This is a genomic window from Nonomuraea sp. NPDC004354 (genome assembly GCF_053602555.1).
Genome location: NZ_JBSGDV010000006.1, coordinates 308562 through 327885, shown reverse-complemented (window position 1 = coordinate 327885; position 19324 = coordinate 308562). Strand labels below are relative to the sequence as shown.

Sequence of the window (19324 nt, the reverse complement as noted above, 5' to 3'; positions counted from 1 at the left end):
GGGACGAAGCCGTACGGCTCCGCGGTACCACCCCTCTTGACCCCCGCAGGGACCCACTTCATTTGGTCTGCTGCCGGTTCTAGTGAGCTCTGGCGAGCCGTTCTTCCGGCGGCTCGGGAGTGATGCCCCTGTGATGTGGACCACAGGGCTCCGTCAACGCCTCGCAGGCTAAAACCATAACGCAGAGTGGAGGCTGCCTGCTTCCCGTTTGTGCAGCGCAGCAAATGGCGACAAAGAACCGGGAATGGATGCTTATGGTGAGGAGTTGATTGGTCGAGGCGGGATAGTACGGGAGGGGTAATCCGTACGGCGGGTCGTTTGCCGGGTCGTTATCGACGGCCTATGCTGCCCGCACCGTTTGAGCCTTGATCAGCATGGAGGCAGCCATGGCGGCAGTCACGCAGACCGCGACCCCTGCGATGTGGTCGGCAGAGGAGCTGGCCGAGGTGCGCGAGGCGCTCGCGCAGGAGATCGCCGATCTCGAGGCGGACATCCTGCGGCACGAGTCCGAGATCGCCTCTGGAGATGTGACGCAGGGCGCCGGTGACGACCAGGCCGACGCCGGGGCCAAGACCTATGAGCGCGAACGCGAGATCGCCCTTACCCTGAACACACGCGACCTGGTCGCGCAGAACGAACGTGCGATCGCCAGGATCGACGCCGGAACCTATGGAGTGTGCGAATCGTGCCACAAGCCGATCGGCAAGGAACGCCTGCAGGCGTTCCCGAGGGCGACGCTGTGCGTGTCGTGCAAGCAGCGGGAGGAGCGCCGCTGAAGGCCGATGGTGAGACGAGCGGAAGGCCGGTCGGGCGACGCCTGATCGGCCTTCTCGCGTTGATCGCGGTCGTGATCTACGCCCTCGACCTGCTCACCAAGACGCTGGTGCTGCGGTCGCTGGAAGGCGGCCCGCCGCTGGTGATCATCCCCGACCTGCTGCAGTTCAGGGTCATCTTCAACTCGGGGGCCGCCTTCAGCATCGGCACCGGGATGACCTTCGTCTTCACCATCGTCGCCTCCGGCGTGGTCATCGCCATCCTGCGCACCGCGCGCAAGCTGCGCAGCCTGCCGTGGGCGATCACGCTGGGCATGCTGCTCGGCGGGGCGCTCGGCAACCTCACCGACCGGCTGCTGCGCTACCCCGCCGGCTTCGGCCGTCCCGCCGCCGGCCAGCTGCAGGGCCACGTGGTCGACTTCATCGAGACCTTCCCCGGGTACTTCCCCGTCTGGAACGTCGCCGACTCGATGATCGTGTGCGGCGGCATCCTGGCGGTCTTCCTGGCCTGGCGCGGCTACCAGATCGACGGCACCAGGGAGGTGTCCGGCAAGAATGGCTGAACAGCGCAGCCTGCCCGTCCCCGACGGGCTCGAAGGAGAACGCCTCGACGCGGCCCTGTCGCGGCTGTTCGGCTTCTCCCGCACCCGGGCCGCCGAACTGATCGGCTCGGGCGACGTCCTGGTCGACGGCGCCACGGCCGCCAAATCCGACCGGGTGCACGCCGGCGCGTGGCTCGACGTCACGCTGCCGCCCCCGCCGACCACGCCCATGCCCGTGGCCGAGCCCGTCCCCGGCATGACGATCATCTACGAGGACGACGACATCGTCGTGGTCAACAAGCCGATCGGCGTCGCCGCCCACCCCACCGTGGGCTGGACGGGCCCGACGGTGATCGGCGGCCTGCTCGGCACCGGCCACCGGGTGGCCACCAGCGGCGCGGCCGAACGGCAGGGCATCGTGCACCGCCTCGACGCCAACACCACCGGCGCGATGGTCGTGGCCAAGAGCGAGCACGCCTACTCCGTGCTCAAGCGCGCCTTCAAGGAGCGCACCGTCGACAAGCGCTACCACGCGCTGGTGCAGGGCCACCCCGACCCCTTCAGGGGCACGGTCGACGCGCCCATCGACCGCCACCCGTCGGGCGACGGCAGGTTCGCGGTGGTGGCCGGCGGCAAGCCGTCGGTGACCCACTACGACACCGTCGAGGCGTTCAGGGCGGCGTCGCTGCTCGACATCAAGCTGGAGACGGGGCGCACCCACCAGATCCGCGTCCACATGGCCGCGTTGCGCCACCCGTGCGTCGGCGACCTGCTGTACGGCGCCGACCCCACGCTCGCGGCCCGGCTCGGGATGACCAGGCAGTGGCTGCACGCGGTCTCGCTCGGCTTCGAGCACCCGTCGAGCGGCGAGTGGATGTCCTTCAGCAGCGACTACCCCGACGACCTGCAGAAGGCGCTCGACACCGTGCGGGCGGAGTCCTAGGCCCTGTCCTTGTCCCTGTCCTTTGCCTTGTCAGTGGCCTTGGCGCCGTCCTTGGTCGTGCTCCTGTCCTTGGCGTGACCCCTGTCCTGGGTCCTGCGGGCCATGCCGCCCAGGCCCTCGTCGGGCTCCACCTGGCCGGGAGCGCTGTCCGACGGCTCCTGCGTCCGCGTCTCGGCGGGTGGCGCGGAGGTCTTCTCCTTCGACTTCGTCGGTGACGGCCGGTCGGCGTCGGACGGGCTGGAGCGGCTGTCGGGCGGCGCCTCGGGCGAGGCGTCGCTCGTGGCGGGCGGGTCCCGCCGCTCGTCGTAGGTGCCCGTGCTCCGGCGGTCCTCTGACACCGAGCGGGTCCGCGCGGGCGCCGGCACCGGCGCGGCGGTCGCCGTGGGCGTGGAGACGATGAGCGGCACGGAGGCCGGCTTCGGCTGCTGCCGTTGGGGGCCGGGGTCACGGCTCGACATCCAGGCCATCCCGCCGGCGGCCAGCGCCACCGCGACCGCCGCCGCGGCGAGCGCGACCAGCGGGGGCCGGCGCCGGGCGGGCAAGCGGCCGCCCTGGCCCGCTCCGGCCCGCGTGACAGCCGGTACGGCCGGCCGCGAGGCCGTGTCCGCCGCCATCATGTCCGCCGCCATCGCGACCGGCGCGGTCGACTCGGGCGCGATGCCCAGCACGATCATGCGCATGCGCCGCTCGGCCTCGTCCAGGCCCATCCGCTCGGCCGGGTCCTTGCGCAGCAGCCCGGAGATCACCGGAGCCAGTGGCCCCGCCGTCGACATCGGCAGCGGCTCCTCGTGCATGACGGCCGCCATCGTGGCCAGCGGGTGGCCGCGCTGGAAGGGCGAGTGCCCCTCCACGACCGTGTAGAGCGTGACCCCCAGCGACCACAGATCCGAGGCGGGCAGCGCGGAGCCGCCGGCGGCCCGCTCGGGCGCGATGTAGGCCGGGGTGCCGACCAGGACCCCCGTCCTGGTCACGGGGACGTCGTCCTCGGTGGTGGCGATGCCGAAGTCGGTCAGCACCGCCCTGCCGTCCTCGGCCAGCAGCACGTTGTCCGGTTTGACGTCGCGGTGCAGCACGCCCACCGCGTGCGCGGCCCGCAGCGCCCCCAGGAGCTCCACCCCGATGGCCGCCACCCTGGCGGGCTCGAGCGGCCCCGCGTCGCGCACCATGGCGCCCAGCGTGCGCGAGCGGACCAGCTCCATCACGATCCAGGGGTGGCCCGCGTCCTCGACCACGTCGTAGACGGTGGCCACTCCTGGATGGGCGACCCTGCCGGCGGCCCTGGCCTCGCGCAGGGTGCGCACCGTGAAGACCTCGCGCTCCGGCCCCGGCAGATCAGGCGGCGGCACCACCTCCTTGACCGCCACGTCGCGGCCGAGGACCTCGTCGTGGGCCTGCCACACCGTCCCCATGCCGCCGCGGCCGATGGTCTTGAGGAGGCGATAGCGTCCGCCGATGATCTCCGAGGATTCGGACATGAAGGACGGACTACCCCGTAATTGCCGGAGCTCACGTGGGCTGGAAGGTCTTCACGAACGTGTCGAAGAACGCCAGGCCCTTCCGCCACGAAGCCTCCGGCGTCTCCCAGTAGATCGCGTACGGCCGGCCGTCCTCGAGCCTGAACCCGCGGTTGACCACGTGGATGGTCTCGCCGTCCCTGATCCTGGTGAACTCCCAGTCGGCGGCGGACACCCCGAGGTAGGTGAGCGGCCGGATGTCCAGTCGCCGGTAGCCCGCGAACTGCCCCTTGGCGCGGATCTCCTTCTCCAGGCGCTGCCATGCCTCGACGGGGTCGCGCACCGGGTCGTCCGCCTCGGTCCACTCGATGATCAGCGTGCCGGGAGCGCCGGGACCCGTCACGCTCACGCTGTCGCGGCCGGGGGTCTTCTTCGCGGTCCACCCGGCGGGCACCGAGACGGAGAAGCGGCCCAGCTTGCTGGTCAGCTCGCGCCAGCCGGGGCCGGCCGACGGACTGCCGGCAGCGGAGGGAGTGCTGGAGGAGGTCGGCGTACCGCTGGTCGGCGTGGGCCGCGCGGTGGGTGAGGGGGGTGAAGCGTCGGGCCGCATCGCCAGCCAGACGCCGCCACCGGCCAGCGCGGCGGCCAGCACGGCGCTCGGGACGGCCCACAGCAGCGGCGAGCGCCGCCTGGCCGGCCGCGTGGTCGTGGCGGCGTCGCGGGCCGCCGGAGGGGTGCGCGGCGCGTGGCCGGCCTGCCCGGTCCCGGGCTCGGTGAGCGTGGCGGGCGGCCGGGTCGCGGGCGGCCCGGCGGCGTTCTCGAGCCCCCGCTGCATGGCGGGCTGGACGCCCCGCGGCCCGGCGGGGTTGACGTCCTGCGGCCCGGCAGGGTGGACGTCCTGCGGTCCGGCGGGCTGGCCGTCCTGCGGTCCGGCGGGGTGGAGGCTCTGCGGTCCGGCGGGGTGCAGGCCGTACGGCGCGGCGGGCTCCAGTCCCGGCGGCCGGGCGGGGGGCTCCAGCACCGCGAGCCTCGCGGCCACCTCATGGGCGCCCATCCGCGCCGCAGGGTCACGTCGCAGCAGCCCCGTGATCACGGGAGTGAGCGGGCCGGCCAGGCGCGGCGGCTCGGGCGGGTCACGCAGGACCGCCGCCACCGTCGCCGCCCACGAGTCCCGCCGGTACGGCGCGTCGCCCTCCACCGCCGTGTGCAGCATGGCGCCCAGCGACCACAGGTCGGAGGCCGGGGTGGCGGGCAGGCCGTTGAGCCGCTCCGGGGGCATGTAGGCGGGCGTGCCGACCAGGTTGCCGGTGGCGGTCAGGCCCGCCTCGGCGTCGACGGCGGCGATGCCGAAGTCGGTCAGCACCACCCGGCCGTCCTCGGCCAGCAGCACGTTCTCCGGTTTGACGTCGCGGTGCAGCACGCCGGCCGCGTGCGCGGCCCGCAGCGCGCCCAGCACGGCGCCGCCGACCCTGGCCGCCTCCGGCACGGGCAGCGGACCCCGCTGCCTGATCACCTCGGCCAGCGACCGCGAGCGCACCAGCTGCATCACGATCCAGGGCCGGCCGTCCTCCTCGATCACGTCGTGGATGACGATCACGTTGGGATGGTCGAGCCGACCGGCCGCGCGCGCCTCCCTGATGGTGCGCTCGTTGAGCTGTGCGCGTTTCTGCTCGCCGATCCCGGTGTAGCGGACTTCCTTGATCGCCACCGTCCGGTCGAGCAGGTCGTCGTAGGCGCGCCACACGATGCCCATCCCGCCCTCGCCGATGGGTTCGATCAGGCGGTACCTGTTGCCGACTCGCACCACCGAAGCCTACTTGGCGGGTTTGAAACTCGCCGCGAAGGCGTCGAAGAAACGCAGGTCACGCTTCCAGTTCTCGTCAAGGGTGTGCCAATAGATCGCGTAGCCGCGGCCGTTGTCGGTGACGAACCCGCGGTTGCGCACCCTGGTCTTGCCGGTGTTGGTGTTCCAGGTGAACTCCCAGTCGGCCGCGGCCTTCATGTAGTCGACCTTCTTGATGCGGAGCAGCTTGTAGCCGCCGAAGTTGTACTTGGCGCTCGGCTCCTGCTTCTTCCAGTCGCCCAGGGGATCGTCGCCGGGGTTGGTCGCCTCCTCGATCATGACGTAGGAGTTGGACGAGGCGCCCGGTCCGCGGAAGTAGACCTGGTTGCCCTTGCGCTGGTAGGTCTTCCACTCGGGGGGCATGCCGATCGAGAAGCCCATCTCCTCGTCCTTGTACATCCGCCAGCCCTCCGGAAGCGCCTCCGCGGTGGCCGAGGGCGTCGGGGCAGGGGTGGCAGGCGGGGTCGCCGCCGCCGAGGGCGCGGCGGCGGTGGTCGTCGTCGCCGTCGCGGTGACCGTGGTGGTCACCTTCTGGGCCGGCTCCTGCGAGGTGCGGGGGGATTCGTTCTCGGCGGAGCGCAGCCCGAGCAGGCCGGCCACGCCGCCGACGACCAGGATGGCGATGGCCACGGCGACGAAAGGGAGCACGCGGCGGGCCGGCGTCGCCGGCTCGGGGACGACCGTGGGCGTCTCGGGCAGGCGCATGCCCGTCTCGAACAGCTCGGCCGGCGAGTCGGACGCGGCCGGCAGCGCCGCGGTGGGCGGGGGAGCCTCGGGCGCGGCACCGGCGGCCCTGGCGGACGCGGCGGAGCCGGTGGGCGCGGTGCGCGCCGTGGGCCTGGCGGGCTTGGCGGTGGGTGTCCCCGCCTTGGCCGGCGCGGATCCGGTCCTGGCGGCGGCCGCGCTGGAGCCGGCCGGTGCGGGGCGCTTGGGCGCGGCCGGCCTGTTCGTGGCCGTCCTGTCCCGCGCGGTCTTGGGCGGGGAAGACTTCGTGGCGGCGGGTTTGGCTCCGGCGGGCGGCTCGATCGCGGGCAGGCTGGGGTCGGTGGGGGTGTCGTCCACGTCGGGTACGGCGGGCGGGCGCGCGACCCTGACGGTCTCGTTCTGGGTCTGCTCGATGATCCTGCGCAGCATCCTGGCCGTCTCGTCGACGGACAGCCGCTGGACCGGCTCCTTGGCCAGCAGGCCGTCCAGGACCGGCTCGAGCGGCCCTGCCTTGGCGGCGGGCGCGGGGTCGTCGTTGAGCACCGCCATCATGGTCGCCATCGCCATGCCGCGCTCGTGCGGGGCCTTGCCCTCGACCGCGGTGTAGAGCGTGGCGCCCAGCGACCACAGGTCCGACTCTCGCCGGGCGGGCAGGCCCTTGAGCCGCTCGGGCGCGATGAACGCGGGCGTGCCGGCCAGGCCCGTCATGGTCAGCGCGGTCTCGGTCTCCAGCGTGGCGATGCCGAAGTCGGTCAGGACGACCCTGCCGTCCTCGGCCAGCAGCACGTTCTCGGGCTTGACGTCGCGGTGCAGCACGCCTGCGTCGTGGGCGCCCTTGAGCGCCTCCAGGACGGCCAGGCCGATCTCGGCCACCCGCCGGGGCGGGAGCGGCCCCTCGGTCTTGATCGCCTGGCCCAGCGAGCGGGAGGGGACCAGCTGCATGACGATCCACGGCCGGTCGTCCTCCTCGATCACGTCGTGGACGACGATCACGTTCGGATGGGTGAACCGGGCCGCCGCACGCGCCTCGCGCATGGTGCGCCGGTTGAGCAGCTGCACCTCGTCGCCCAGCACGGCCGCGTAGCGGACCTCCTTGACCGCGACCTCGCGGTCGAGCAGCTCGTCATGGGCGCGCCATACGATGCCCATGCCGCCGCGCCCGATGGGCTCCTTCAGGTGGTACCGGCCGGCGACGCGGCGTCCGGCGTGCTGCTGTCCATCCGACATCAACGGCCTCAAACCCCCTTCTAAGCCTAGAAATACTCCCATAGGGATCGGGTAGCAGCGACCCGTGTAGTCTTAGATCCATGACTCCTCGCTACACGTTTATCGAGCCGGCTCCCGGAGGGCCGGTCATGCGGTAGCGACCACCTGGAGCCGGCGACAGGCAGAGACCCGAGGTCTCTGCCTTTTTTCTTTCCTGGAGACCGCCGGCTCCGCACGGACCGGCTTGAGCGTTGGGATCGAGATGTCTTCCACCCTCGAAAAGCGTCCCGCCGTCACCCGATGGATCAGCCTGCGCCCGCACCACGGGCGGGTGCGGGTGGAGGACGTGCTCGACGGCCCGGTGTACGTCGAGCCGTCCTCGGCCGACGACCTGCCCGCCATCGCCGAGCGCGCCGCGGGCGTGGTGGTGGGGGCGGCCTGGATGCGGGACCTCCCGCTGGTGCGGGCGGCGGCCAGGCTCGGCCTGCCGGTGATCGTCCAGCGCGGCCACGCCGCGACCCTGGAGGAGTGGCTGGCCGTCGCCGACTCCTGCGCGGCCGAGGGCAACGACCAGGTGGCCCTGTGCGAGAGCGGCGGTCAGACCCCCGCCGGCCACCTGGCCCTCGACCTGTCGCTGCTGCGCGCCGCCAAGGCCCGCTCGGGACGGCCGGTGCTGGCCGAGGTCTCCGCCGACCCCTCCCTGGCCGGCGCCGCCGTCGCGGCGGGCGCCGACGGCCTGCTGCTGTCGCCCTCGGCCGCCGACGAGGAGGTCGCCCAGGCGCGCGAGGCGGCCACGCTCTTCGGCGCGCTGGCGCGCCACGACACCCCCGAGACCCTTGCCGAGGCCCGAGCCGCCGTCGACAGGGTGGACGCCGCCCTCGCCACCCTCCTCGAACGGCGGGCCGAGCTGGCCGGTGTCATCCAGTCGCTCAAGCCCGTCGGCGGGTTCGCCGGCCGCGACATGGAGCGGGAACGTCAGCTGGTGGCCAGGATGGCCGAGCGCGCGCCCAGGCTCGGCGTCGAGCGCCTCGCCCCGATCATGAACGCGGTCATCGAAGCGGGCCTGCACCTCGCCGAGGAGAGCTGACCACCTTCCACCCGAGGGCGATGGCCGCGGCGAGCACGGGGATGAGGAAGAAGGCCACCCGCTGGTCCTGGTCGGCGAAGGCCATCAGCACCACCACCAGCGCCAGGAAGCCCAGCGTGAACCAGTTGGCGTACGGCGAGCCCGGCATCGGGAAGCTCGAGCGGTGCCCGGTACGCCGCAGCAGCAGCTGGCAGTACACCAGGGTGCCCCACGTGGTGATCACGCCGAGCGAGGCGACGGCGGTGGCGATGGCGAAGGCCCGCTCGGGGAGGAAGTAGAACAGCACGACCCCCGCGAGGAAGACCGCCGCGGTCATCAGGATCCCCCCGTAGGGGACGTGGCGGGAGCTCAGGTTGCCGGTGAAGTGCGGCGCCTCGCCCTTCAGCGCCATGGCCCGCACGATGCGCCCGGTCGAGTACAGGCCCGAGTTCAAGGAGGAGGTGGCCGCCGTGATGACGACGAGGTTCATCGCGTCGGCCACCCAGGGCACCCCCAGGTGGTCGAAGACCGTGACGAACGGTGACTCGTCGGCGCTGTAGGCGGTCCACGGCAGCACCATGGCCAGCAGCAGGATCGAGCCCACGTAGAAGACCGCGATGCGCCACACCACGCCGTTGATCGCCCTCGGCATGACCTGCCGGGGGTTCTTGGTCTCACCCGCCGCGATGCCCACCAGCTCGATCGAGGCGTAGGCGAAGACGACCGCCTGCAGGCTCATCAGCACGACGGGGAAGCCGTTGGGGAAGAACCCGCCGTGGGCCACGAGGTTGGCCGCGCCGGCCTGGGTGCCGCCCACGTTCGCGCCGGTGATCACCAGGAACAGGCCGGCGACCAGGAAGGCGCAGATGGCAAGCACCTTCAGCAGGGCGAACCAGAACTCCAGCTCGCCGAAGACGCGGACCGACAGCAGGTTGACCGTCAGCACGAAGCCCAGCGCGATCAGCGCGGTCAGCCACTGCGGGAAGCGTGGCGCCCAGTAGTGGACGTAGGTGGCGACCGCCGTCAGCTCGGCGATGCCGGTGAAGGCCCAGTTGATCCAGTACATCCAGCCGCTGGTGAAGGCGGCCCACGGTCCGATGAACTCGGCCGCGTACTCCACGAAGGAGCCCGAGGTGGCCCGGTAGAGCACCAGCTCGCCGAGCGCCCGCATGACGAAGAAGGCGGCCAGGCCGGCCACCGCGTACGACAGCACGAGCGCGGGCCCCGCCGCGGCCAGACGCCCGCCCGCGCCGAGGAACAGCCCGACGCCGATGGCACCGCCGATCGCGATCATCTGCACCTGGCGGTTGCCCAGCGCGTGGGAGTACCCCTCTTCCAGCTGCGCGCACACCGTGTCTCCTTCGTCACAAGAACGATATATGCGCAGGCTGGAAAGGTTCGCGAGGGCTCGCCGGGCAACCTGTAGCCGAGGCCGTACACCTCGTCAGACGGTGGCGTCGACGGCCGGAAAAGTCGGTGCGGAGCACTAGGCTCGAAGCCTGCACATCCGCTCTCGATCGAGGAGGCGCCGCTCCATGTCGTCCAGCGACTCGTTTGTACACCTGCACGTACACACCGAGTACTCCATGCTGGACGGGGCCGCGCGCCTCAAGCAGATGTTCAAACAGGTCGGCGAGCTGGGCATGCCCGCCATCGCCATCACCGACCACGGCAACATGCACGGCGCCTACGACTTCTACAGGCAGGCGACCGCAGCCGACATCAAGCCGATCATCGGCATCGAGGCCTACGTCGCCCCCGAGCTGCGCCACAACAAGCGGCCGGTGCTCTGGGGCGAGCCGCACCAGAAGAAGGACGACGTCTCCGCGGGTGGCTACTACACCCACATGACGATCTGGGCGCGCAACAGGGCGGGCCTGCACAACCTGATGCGCCTGTCGTCGCGGGCCTACACCGAGGGTTTCGTGCGCAAGTGGGCGCGCATGGACGCCGAGATCCTCGCCGAGCACGCCGACGGCCTGATGGCCACCACCGGCTGCCCCTCCGGCGAGGTGCAGACCAGGCTGCGCCTCGGCCAGTACGACGAGGCCGTCAAGGCCGCCGCGAGGTTCCAGGACATCTTCGGCAAGGACAACTACTTCCTGGAGATCATGGACCACGGGCTCGACATCGAGCGCAGGGTCCGCGACGGGCTGACCAGGATCAGCAAGGAACTGGGCATCCCCCCGCTGGTCACCAACGACTCGCACTACACCTACGAGTCCGACGCCGCCTCCCACGACGCCCTGCTGTGCATCCAGACCGGCAAGCAGCTGTCCGACCCCGACCGCTTCCGCTTCGACGGCAGCGGCTACTACATCAAGTCGGCCGACGAGATGCGCGCCGTCGACTCCTCGGACCTGTGGGCCGAGGGCTGCCGCAACACGCTGCTGGTGGCCGAGAAGGTCGACCCGACGGGGTTCTTCACGCACAAGAACCTCATGCCGACCTTCCCCATCCCCGACGGGATGACCGAGGAGGAGTTCTTCCGCCAGGAGGTGTGGAAGGGCCTGGAGCGGCGCTTCCCCGACGGCGTGGACGAGGAGCACCGGGCCTGGGCCGAGAACGAGCTCGGCGTCATCCTCCAGATGGGCTTCCCGAGCTACTTCCTCGTGGTCGCCGACTTCATCATGTGGGCCAAGAACAACGGCATCAGGGTGGGTCCCGGCCGTGGTTCGGCGGCCGGTTCGCTGGTGGCCTACGCGCTCGGCATCACCGACCTCGACCCGATCCCGCACGGCCTGATCTTCGAGCGGTTCCTCAACCCCGAACGTGTCTCCATGCCCGACGTCGACATCGACTTCGACGAGCGCAGGCGGGCCGACGTGATCCGCTACGTCACCGAGAAGTGGGGCGCCGACAAGGTCGCCATGATCGCCACGTTCGGCACCATCAAGGCGAAGGCCGCCATCAAGGACGCCGGTCGCGTGCTGGGCTACCCGTACGCGCTGGGCGACCGGGTGTCCAAGGCCTTCCCGCCCGCGGTGATGGGTAAGGACATCCCGCTGTCGGGCATCTTCGACAAGGACCACCCCCGCTACGCCGAGGCCGGCGAGCTGCGCCGCCTGTACGAGGAGGACGTCGACGTCAAGGCGACGATGGACCTCGGCAGGGGCCTGGAGGGCCTGATCAGGCAGACCGGCGTCCACGCCGCCGGCGTCATCATGTCCGCCGAGGTGCTCACCGACTACATCCCGATCATGCGCCGCGACTCCGACGGCGCGATCATCACGCAGTTCGACTACCCGACCTGCGAGACGCTCGGCCTGCTGAAGATGGACTTCCTGGGCCTGCGCAACCTCACGATCATCGACGACTGCCTGAAGGCCATCGAGCTCACCAGCGGCGAGAAGATCGAGCTGCTCGACCTGCCGCTCGACGACGTCAAGACCTACGAGCTGCTGGCCCGCGGCGACACCCTCGGCATCTTCCAGCTCGACGGCGGCGGCATGCGCTCGCTCATGCGGCTCATGCGCCCCGACAACTTCGAGGACATCTCCGCCGCCCTCGCGCTCTACCGGCCCGGCCCGATGGGCGCCAACTCGCACACCAACTACGCGCTGCGCAAGAACGGCCAGCAGGAGATCACCCCGATCCACCCGGAGTTGGAGGAGCCGCTCAAGGACATCCTCGACACGACCTACGGCCTGATCGTCTATCAGGAGCAGGTCATGGCCATCGCCCAGCGGGTGGCCGGCTACTCCCTCGGCGGCGCCGACCTGCTGCGCCGCGCCATGGGCAAGAAGAAGAAGTCCGAGCTGGACAAGCAGTACGAGTACTTCGAGAAGGGCATGAAGGACAACGGCTTCTCGCCGGCTGCCATCAAGGCCCTGTGGGACATCCTGCTGCCCTTCTCCGACTACGCCTTCAACAAGGCCCACACCGCCGGCTACGGCCTGGTCGCGTACTGGACCGCCTACCTCAAGGCCAACTACCCGGCCGCCTACATGGCCGCGCTGCTCACCTCGGTCAAGGACGACAAGGACAAGTCGGCCCTCTACCTCAACGAGTGCCGCCGCATGGGCATCAAGGTCTTCCCGCCGGACGTCAACGACTCCGACTTCGACTTCACGCCGCACGACACCGACATCCGCTTCGGCCTGTCGGCCATCCGCAACGTCGGCGGCAACGTCGTCGACGGCATCCTGGCGGCCCGCAAGGAGAAGGGCCGCTACGCCGACTTCAAGGACTTCCTGCGCAAGGTGCCGGCGATCGTCTGCAACAAGCGGGTGATCGAGTCGCTGATCAAGGCGGGCGCCTTCGACTCCCTCGGCCACGTCCGCAAGGGCCTGGTCATGGTGCACGAGCAGGCCGTCGACGCGATCATCGACATCAAGAAGAACGAGGCCATCGGCCAGGACTCCCTGTTCGGCGCCGTCGACGGCGGCGAGGACCAGACCTTCGACGTGCAGATTCCGGTCGGCGAGTGGGACAAGAACACCCTGCTGCAGTTCGAGCGGGAGATGCTCGGCCTCTACGTCTCCGACCACCCGCTGTTCGGCGTGGAGCACATCCTGGCCTCCGGTGCCGACTGCTCGATCGCCTCGCTGCAGGACGAGAGCCGCGCCGACGGTCAGGTCGTGACGGTCGGCGGCATCCTGTCGGGCGTGCAGCGCAAGGTCACCAAGAAGGGCGACACCTGGGTGCTGACCCAGCTGGAGGACCTCGAGGGCGCGATCGAGGTGATGATCTTCCCGTCGGCCTACCAGCTGTGCTCGACGATCCTGGCCGAGGACGCCATCGTCTTCGTCAAGGGGCGCATCGACAAGCGCGAAGACGTGGCCAAGATCATCGCGATGGAGGTGACGGCGCCCGACCTCACCCAGGAGGCGGGCGGCCCGCTGCTGGTCAGCCTGCCGCTGAGCCGGTGCACGCCGCCGGTGGTCGGCCGGCTGAAGGAGATCCTGACCACCCACCCCGGCACCTCCGAGGTGCACCTGCAGGTGCACAACGGCCCCAAGACCACGGTCATGCGGGTGGAGGACCGGCTGCGGGTGACACCCTCACCGGCCCTCATGGGCGACCTCAAGCAACTCCTCGGCCCCGCCTGCCTGGGCGGCTGACACCGGCACCGGCGGCCCGCCCTCGTCACCCGTCCGGTCAGCGGCGGCGGGCCTGGTGTCTGGTCATCCACCGGTAGAACCGGCGGTACCGCTCGCGGTACTTCTGCACGTAGCGGCGGATCTCGGCGCGCCGGGCCGCGGCCTCCGCCTTGGCCAGCCCCGGGGTGTGCCCGCCGCCGAAGCGGCTCATGTCGGGGCGGGTGAACGACGTCGGGTCGGTGTCGCGCAGCGCCGACTCCATCGAGGCCACCCAGATCGGCCCCGGCAGCGACGCGCCCTGCACCGAGCCGTACGACTCGTCGCCGATCGTCACCCCCTGCAGCGGATAGCGGTAGGAGCCGCGGATGTCGCCCACGCTCACCGCCGCCGCGAGGTCAGGGGTGTATCCGGCGAACCAGGCCGCGGTGTAGCCGTCGGTGGTGCCGGTCTTGCCCGCCGCGGGCCTGCCGATGCCCTGCCCCTTCATCGTGCCCTTGGTGAACACCCCGGACAGCACGTGGTTGACCGCGTCGGCCACGTCCCGCTCCAGCGCCTGCGAGCAGGTGGGCCGCACGGTGGTGCGCAGCCCCTGGCTGTCGGTGATGTCGACGAGCGCCATCGGACGGCAGTAGCGCCCGCGGGCGGCGAAGGCGGCGAAGGCGGCGGCCACGGTGAGCGGGTCCATCTCGTTGACACCGAGCGTGAAGGTGGGCACCTCGCGCAGCGGAGTGCCGTCGGCCCTGACGATGCCCAGCGACTTGGCCGTCTTGACCACCTCGCACAGGCCGACCCTGCGCTCCAGCATCATGTAGAAGATGTTCACCGAGTTCCACGTGCCCGTGGACAGGCTGTGCGGGCCGCCCTTGCCCTCGCCGCTGGCGTTGTAGATCGTGGTGGCCGGCGCGTTGACCGGCCGGCCCGCGCAGTTGCGGTAGCCGTCGGCGGGGACGAAGCTGCCGGGCGTCTTGAAGCCCTGGTCGAAGCGCCAGCCCTGCTTGAGCGCGGTGGCCAGGGTGAACGCCTTGAACGTCGAGCCGGCCTGCAGTCCCATCCCGCCGCCGTGCTTGACGTCGGCGGGCAGGTTGAAGGTGGTCCTGGGCCCGTTCTTGCGGTCGCCGGGATTGCGGCCGAACCTCTTGCTGGCCGCCAGCGCCCTGATCCTGCCCGTGCCGGGCTCGACCATCGCCTCGGCGGCGACCTCGGTGTCCACGGGGTGGACCCGCTGCCTGATCGCCTGCTCGGCGGCGCGCTGCGCGACGGGGTCGAGCGTGGTGCGCAGCACGAGCCCGCCCATGGACAGGCGGCGCTCCCGTTCGGCCGTGGTGTCGCCGAAGACGGGGTTGGTCAGCAGTTCGCGCTGCACGTAGAGGCAGAAGTACGGGTACTCGCTCTCGGCGCACCCGCCGGGTTCGGGCCGCAGCCTGATGTCCAGCGGCTGCCGTTTGGTGGCCGCCGCCGTCTCGGCGGAGATCATGTTCAGGCTCGCCATGCGGTCCAGGACGATGTCGCGGCGCTCCAGCAGCCGCGCCCGCCGTTCAGGGCCCAGTGAAGGATCGGTGGTGTACGGCAGGCGCACCGCCCCCGCCAGCGTCGCCGCCTGGGCCAGCGTGAGGCTGCCGGCCGTGGTGGAGAAGAAGCGCCGGGCCGCAGCCTCGACCCCGTAGGCGCCCGCCCCGAAGTAGGCGATGTTGAGATAACGCTCGAGGATCTCGTCCTTGCGGTACTTGTCCTCCAGCGCCAGGGCGTAACGCAGCTCGCTGATCTTGCGGGACAGGTTGGGCGCGCGGGCGGCCTGCCGTTCCTTCTCGGTGTCGGCGTTCTCGACCAGGATGTTCTTCACCAACTGCTGGGTCAGCGACGAGCCGCCCTGCTTGATGCCGCCCGCCTGGGTGTTGGTGATGATCGCGCGCAGCGTGCCCTTGATGTCCAGGCCGGCGTGCTCGTAGAAGCGGGCGTCCTCGATGGCCACGATGGCGTCGCGCATCGCCGGCGCCACCTGGGCGAGCGTCACGGGCGTCCGGTTGGCCTTGTAGAACTGCGCGAACGGCTTGCCGTTCTTGTCCAGCAGCGTGGTGACCTGCGACAGCGGCTCCTCGCGCGGGGCGGGTGGCAGGTCGGTGAAGGTGGCGGCGGCTTCGCGGACGGCGATTCCGGCCCCGCTGACCGCCGGGACCGCCACCGCCGCGGTCAGCACGCCGCCGATCGCGCCCGCCATGCCGAGCCCGACGACGCATCTGAGCACAGTCACTCAGATGATCTGCAACGCGGACGAGGGCGCCAAACGCCTGCTTCAGCAGCCTTTGCGATCTGCAAACGCGCTCATGGAACGCGCGCCGCGCCCGATCGGCCCCCTCTGTCCGGTTAACGGCCGTGCCCGGTCACCCTCCTCTGTGTCCCCGGTTGACGGCCGTGCCCGGTCAGCCTCCTCTGTCCGGTTGACGGCCGTGCCCGGTCAGCCCTCTCGGTGGAGGTCCAGGCCGAGCGAGCGGAACTGCTCGAACGGGCGGTGGTAGCCGCGCTCGATGTGGTGCACGCCGCGCAGCCTGGAGGAGCCGTCGGCCACCGCGGCGGCCAGCACCGCCGAGAAGCCCGCCCTGATGTCGGGCAGCATCACGTCGGCGCCGCGCAGCTTGGACACCCCGCGCACCACGGCCGAGTGCTTGGCGTTGGTGTCGTGGTAGCGGCAGGCCGGACCACCGAGGCACTGGTCGAAGACCTCGATCTCGCAGCCCATCTGCTGCAGCGCGGGCACGTAGACCAGGCGGTTCTCGAAGACCGTCTCGTGCAGCACCGACATGCCCTGGCTCTGGGTGAACAGCACCATCAGCGGCGTCTGCCAGTCGGTCATGAACCCGGGATGGGTGTCGGTCTGCACGGCCGCCGAACGCAGCCCCTCGGGCGGCGCGGTGGCGCAGATGTAGTCGTCGTTGATGTCGAACTGGGCGCCCATCCTGGCCAGCGTGGTGATCGCGGTGACCAGGCGGTCCTGCGGGCAGCCGTGCACCCGCACCTCGCCCCTGGTGATGAGGCCCGCCGCCAGGTAGGAGAAGGCCTCGATGCGGTCGCCCGCGAGCCAGGTCTGCGCGCCGTGCAGTTCGGGCACGCCCTCGATGACGATCCGCCGGTCGGGGGACAGCTCGATCCTGGCGCCCATCCGCTGCAGGAACAGCGCCAGCTCGACCACCTCGGGCTCCATGGCGGCGTTCTTGATGACGGTCTTGCCCTCGGCGAGCACCGCCGACATCAGGATCGTCTCGGTCGCGCCGACGCTGGGGTAGGGCAGCTGGATCCTGGCGCCGCGCAACCTGGTCGCCTTGGCGTGGATGCCGTCCTCGCCCACCTCGACCTCGGCGCCCATGGTGCGCAGCGCCTCGACGTGGAAGTTGACCGGCCTGCGTCCGATGGGGTCGCCGCCGACCAGCGGCACGAACGCCTCGCCGGCCAGGTGGAGCAGCGGGCCCAGCATGAGGATGGGGATGCGGTTCAGGCCGCTGAAGGCGTTGGGCACGCGGGGCTGGATCTCCTGCCCCTTCGCGATCCTGATCTCCTTCTTGGTGATCTCCACGTGGATGCCGAGCGCTTCCAGCATCGCCGCGGTGATGCCGACCTCACCCACCTCGGGGGCGTTGTGGATGGAGCTCTCACCGGTGCCGAGCATGGCCGCCACCATGTGCTTCGACACCGCGTTCTTGGATCCGCGGACCTCCACATCGCCACGCAGCGGACCTGAGGGCTCGATCAGCCAGACCTTGTCTTCAATCACGGCATGAGCCTAGCCGGGGGATACCATCGAGCAGGTTCGGACACACTTGTGAGGGGGAGTGGCCTCGTGGGGCATGTGCGGGCTTTCGCGGTGACCGTTCTGGCGCTGGCCGCCCTCGGCGTCCCCGCGGGTCTGGCCTGGTCCCTGCTCGCGCCCCGGGCGCCCTACGCGATCGTCAACGGCCGGCCGGTGCTGGCCGACCCCTCCACCCAGGCCCTCATCGCCGCCGACGGCTGGTTCGCCGTGGTCACGGGCGGCATCGGGCTGGTCTGCGCGGTCGTGGCGTGGAACCTGGCCCGTGACAGGCGCCTGGAGGTGCTGCTCGGGCTGGCGGCCGGTGGCGCCGCCGCGGCCTTCGTCGCGCAGTGGGCCGGCACGACCTTCACCCTCGCCACGGTCACCGTGGAGGCCGCCGCCGCCGTGCCCGGCGTGAAGGTGGTGGCCGGAGCGCTCGTCCTGACCGCCAAGGGCGTGCTGGTGGCCTGGCCGCTGCTCGCGGTGGGGCTCTACGGGACGATGGAGGCCGTGGTCGCCTACCGCGAGTCGCCGCTGCGCCGGCCGTACGGGGAGATCGAGGGGCTCTAGACCGCTCTTCAGGCCGCGCTACAGGCCGGGCTACAGATCGGGGCGGCGCGAGCCGTACCCGGTGGCCTGCTCGAAGGCGCGGGCCACGCGCAGCACCCTGGCGTCGGCGAACGGCCGGCCGACGATCTGCACGCCCACCGGCAGCCCCGTCGAGGTGAAGCCGGCCGGCACCGAGGCCGCGGGGGCGTGCAGGACGCTGATCCAGTACGCCGAGCGCATCCAGGCCAGGTAGTCGGGCAGCTTCACACCGTTGATCTCGTCGACGTAGGGCCGCTCGACGGGGAACGGCGGCACCTGGCTGACCGGCGCGACCAGCACGTCGTAGGTGTTGAAGAAGGCGGCCATGCGCTGGTAGAGGCCGCTGCGCAGCTTCTCGGCGCGGGCCAGGTCGGCGCCGGTCACCGTACGGCCCTGCTCGACGTTCCAGGCGGTGTTGGCGCCCAGCCTCTCCAGCTCGCCGAAGCTCAGCGCGTAGTACCAGGCGCGGTAGGTCCTGAAGGCGTCGTCGGCGTCGGACAGGTCGAGGTCCACGCGCTCCACGACGGCGCCGAGCCGGTCGAGCACCCGCACCGCCGCCTCCGTGACCGCCGCGGTCTCGGGGTCGACGGGCAGGCCGCCGAGGTCGGGGCTGAAGGCCACCCGCAGGCCGCGCACGGAGGTCTCCGGGGCGGGGGTGTACGGCTCGGTGATCGCGTACGGCGAGCGCGGGTCGAAGCCGGACATCACCGACAGCATGAGCTCCAGGTCCTCGACGGTCCTGGCCATCGGCCCCGAGACCGCCAGCGTGTACCAGGCGGCGGTGTCGGAGATGTCGGGAACGCGGCCCGGCGTCGGGCGCAGGCCGACCACGTTGCAGAAGCTGGCCGGGTTGCGCAGCGAGCCGCCCATGTCGGAGCCGTCGGCCAGCGGCACCATCCCGGTGGCCAGCGCGGCCGCGGCGCCCCCGCTGCTGCCGCCGGCGGATCTGGACAGGTCGTAGGGGTTGCGGGTGGCGCCGAACACCTCGTTGACGGTGTGCGAGCCGGTGCCGAACTCGGGCGTGTTGGTCTTGCCCACCGTGATCGCCCCGGCCTTCCTGAGCCGCTCGACCAGCAGGTCGTCCTGGCCGGGGACGTGGTGGGCGAACAGCGGCGAGCCGTACGTGGTCCTGATGCCCGCGGTGTCGACGAGATCCTTGTGGGCCACGGGCACGCCGTGCAGCGGGCCTCGGGGCTCGCCCGCGTCGGCCGCCTTGGCCTGGTCCAGCGCCCGCTCGGCGACCAGCGTCACGATGGCGTTGACGGCCGGGTTGACCTGCTCGATGCGCGCCAGGTGGGCCTCGAGCAGCTCGACGGCGCTCACCTCGCGGGCCCGCACCAGGCGGGCCATCTCAGTGGCGGTGAGGTAGTGCAGTTCGGTCACT

The 19324-nt window shown here is 71.1% G+C and carries 13 protein-coding genes and 1 pseudogene; 7 read left to right on the top strand and 7 right to left on the bottom strand.

Features of this window, described 5'->3' with window-relative positions; translation table 11 throughout:
- Nucleotides 1-386: 386 nt before the first annotated feature.
- From ACWENQ_RS20865 to ACWENQ_RS20855, 3 genes are read left to right on the top strand one after another with little or no spacing between them, the layout of a single operon-like run.
- The gene (locus ACWENQ_RS20865; protein ID WP_449920982.1) at nucleotides 387-776 is read left to right on the top strand and encodes a TraR/DksA family transcriptional regulator; all 390 of its coding nucleotides are present in this window, start codon (nucleotides 387-389) and stop codon (nucleotides 774-776) included.
- Nucleotides 777-835: 59 nt separating this feature from the next.
- Complete coding sequence (locus ACWENQ_RS20860; protein ID WP_452415693.1) at nucleotides 836-1336, top strand: signal peptidase II; 501 nt, start codon at nucleotides 836-838, stop codon at nucleotides 1334-1336.
- Nucleotides 1329-2258: an RluA family pseudouridine synthase gene (locus tag ACWENQ_RS20855; RefSeq protein WP_354910362.1), complete on the top strand. Its 930-nt coding sequence runs from the start codon at nucleotides 1329-1331 to the stop codon at nucleotides 2256-2258. The genes ACWENQ_RS20860 and ACWENQ_RS20855 overlap by 8 nt, the downstream gene beginning before the upstream one ends.
- Here ACWENQ_RS20855 and ACWENQ_RS20850 read toward each other — a convergent pair.
- The 3 genes from ACWENQ_RS20850 to ACWENQ_RS20840 are packed head-to-tail and all read right to left on the bottom strand — an operon-like array spanning nucleotide 2255 to nucleotide 7487.
- Entirely contained in the window at nucleotides 2255-3733 is a 1479-nt protein-coding gene (locus ACWENQ_RS20850) for a serine/threonine-protein kinase (RefSeq protein WP_452415692.1), read from the bottom strand. The genes ACWENQ_RS20855 and ACWENQ_RS20850 overlap by 4 nt on opposite strands.
- Nucleotides 3734-3764: 31 nt before the next feature.
- Nucleotides 3765-5516 (bottom strand): protein kinase domain-containing protein, encoded by a 1752-nt coding sequence (locus tag ACWENQ_RS20845; RefSeq protein ID WP_452415691.1) that lies wholly within the window; start codon nucleotides 5514-5516, stop codon nucleotides 3765-3767.
- 9 nt (nucleotides 5517-5525) lie between these two features.
- A complete protein-coding gene (locus ACWENQ_RS20840) occupies nucleotides 5526-7487 on the bottom strand; it encodes a serine/threonine-protein kinase (protein WP_452415689.1) in 1962 nt (653 codons plus the stop codon).
- Between the two features lie 241 nt (nucleotides 7488-7728).
- Between ACWENQ_RS20840 and ACWENQ_RS20835 the strand changes: the two are divergent.
- Together ACWENQ_RS20835 and ACWENQ_RS20830 are read left to right on the top strand one after the other, a co-directional pair.
- Nucleotides 7729-8145: pseudogene (locus ACWENQ_RS20835) on the top strand (chorismate mutase); the annotation flags it as partial.
- Nucleotides 8146-8274: 129 nt separating this feature from the next.
- Complete coding sequence (locus ACWENQ_RS20830) at nucleotides 8275-8553, top strand: chorismate mutase (protein ID WP_449921437.1); 279 nt, start codon at nucleotides 8275-8277, stop codon at nucleotides 8551-8553.
- Here ACWENQ_RS20830 and ACWENQ_RS20825 read toward each other — a convergent pair.
- Nucleotides 8516-9883, bottom strand: a complete 1368-nt coding sequence (locus tag ACWENQ_RS20825; RefSeq protein WP_354910373.1) for an amino acid permease — start codon at nucleotides 9881-9883, stop codon at nucleotides 8516-8518. The genes ACWENQ_RS20830 and ACWENQ_RS20825 overlap by 38 nt on opposite strands.
- 184 nt (nucleotides 9884-10067) lie before the next feature.
- On the opposite strand from ACWENQ_RS20825, the gene dnaE reads away from it, so the two are divergent.
- Nucleotides 10068-13595: a DNA polymerase III subunit alpha gene (gene dnaE / locus ACWENQ_RS20820; protein WP_452415687.1), complete on the top strand. Its 3528-nt coding sequence runs from the start codon at nucleotides 10068-10070 to the stop codon at nucleotides 13593-13595.
- 37 nt (nucleotides 13596-13632) lie between these two features.
- On the opposite strand, the gene ACWENQ_RS20815 is transcribed toward dnaE, so the two are convergent.
- On the bottom strand, nucleotides 13633-15822 hold the full coding sequence (locus ACWENQ_RS20815) for a transglycosylase domain-containing protein (protein ID WP_452415686.1): 2190 nt from the start codon (nucleotides 15820-15822) through the stop codon (nucleotides 13633-13635).
- A 204-nt stretch (nucleotides 15823-16026) separates the two neighbouring features.
- Nucleotides 16027-17337 (bottom strand): UDP-N-acetylglucosamine 1-carboxyvinyltransferase, encoded by a 1311-nt coding sequence (gene murA / locus ACWENQ_RS20810; protein ID WP_449920966.1) that lies wholly within the window; start codon nucleotides 17335-17337, stop codon nucleotides 16027-16029.
- Between the two features lie 66 nt (nucleotides 17338-17403).
- On the opposite strand from murA, the gene ACWENQ_RS20805 reads away from it, so the two are divergent.
- Complete coding sequence (locus ACWENQ_RS20805) at nucleotides 17404-17922, top strand: hypothetical protein (protein ID WP_449920964.1); 519 nt, start codon at nucleotides 17404-17406, stop codon at nucleotides 17920-17922.
- Between the two features lie 30 nt (nucleotides 17923-17952).
- Here the strand turns inward: ACWENQ_RS20805 and ACWENQ_RS20800 are convergent, their stop codons facing one another.
- A complete protein-coding gene (locus tag ACWENQ_RS20800; protein WP_452415684.1) occupies nucleotides 17953-19323 on the bottom strand; it encodes an amidase in 1371 nt (456 codons plus the stop codon).
- Between the last annotated feature and the right edge of the window lies 1 nt (nucleotide 19324).

Coding starts and splice junctions, on each gene's coding strand:
- ACWENQ_RS20865 (WP_449920982.1), top strand. CDS start 387: ATGGCGGCAGTCACGCAGACCGCGACCCCTGCGATGTGGTCGGCAGAG.
- ACWENQ_RS20855 (WP_354910362.1), top strand. CDS start 1,329: ATGGCTGAACAGCGCAGCCTGCCCGTCCCCGACGGGCTCGAAGGAGAA.
- ACWENQ_RS20850 (WP_452415692.1), bottom strand. CDS start 3,733: ATGTCCGAATCCTCGGAGATCATCGGCGGACGCTATCGCCTCCTCAAG.
- ACWENQ_RS20840 (WP_452415689.1), bottom strand. CDS start 7,487: ATGTCGGATGGACAGCAGCACGCCGGACGCCGCGTCGCCGGCCGGTAC.
- dnaE (WP_452415687.1), top strand. CDS start 10,068: ATGTCGTCCAGCGACTCGTTTGTACACCTGCACGTACACACCGAGTAC.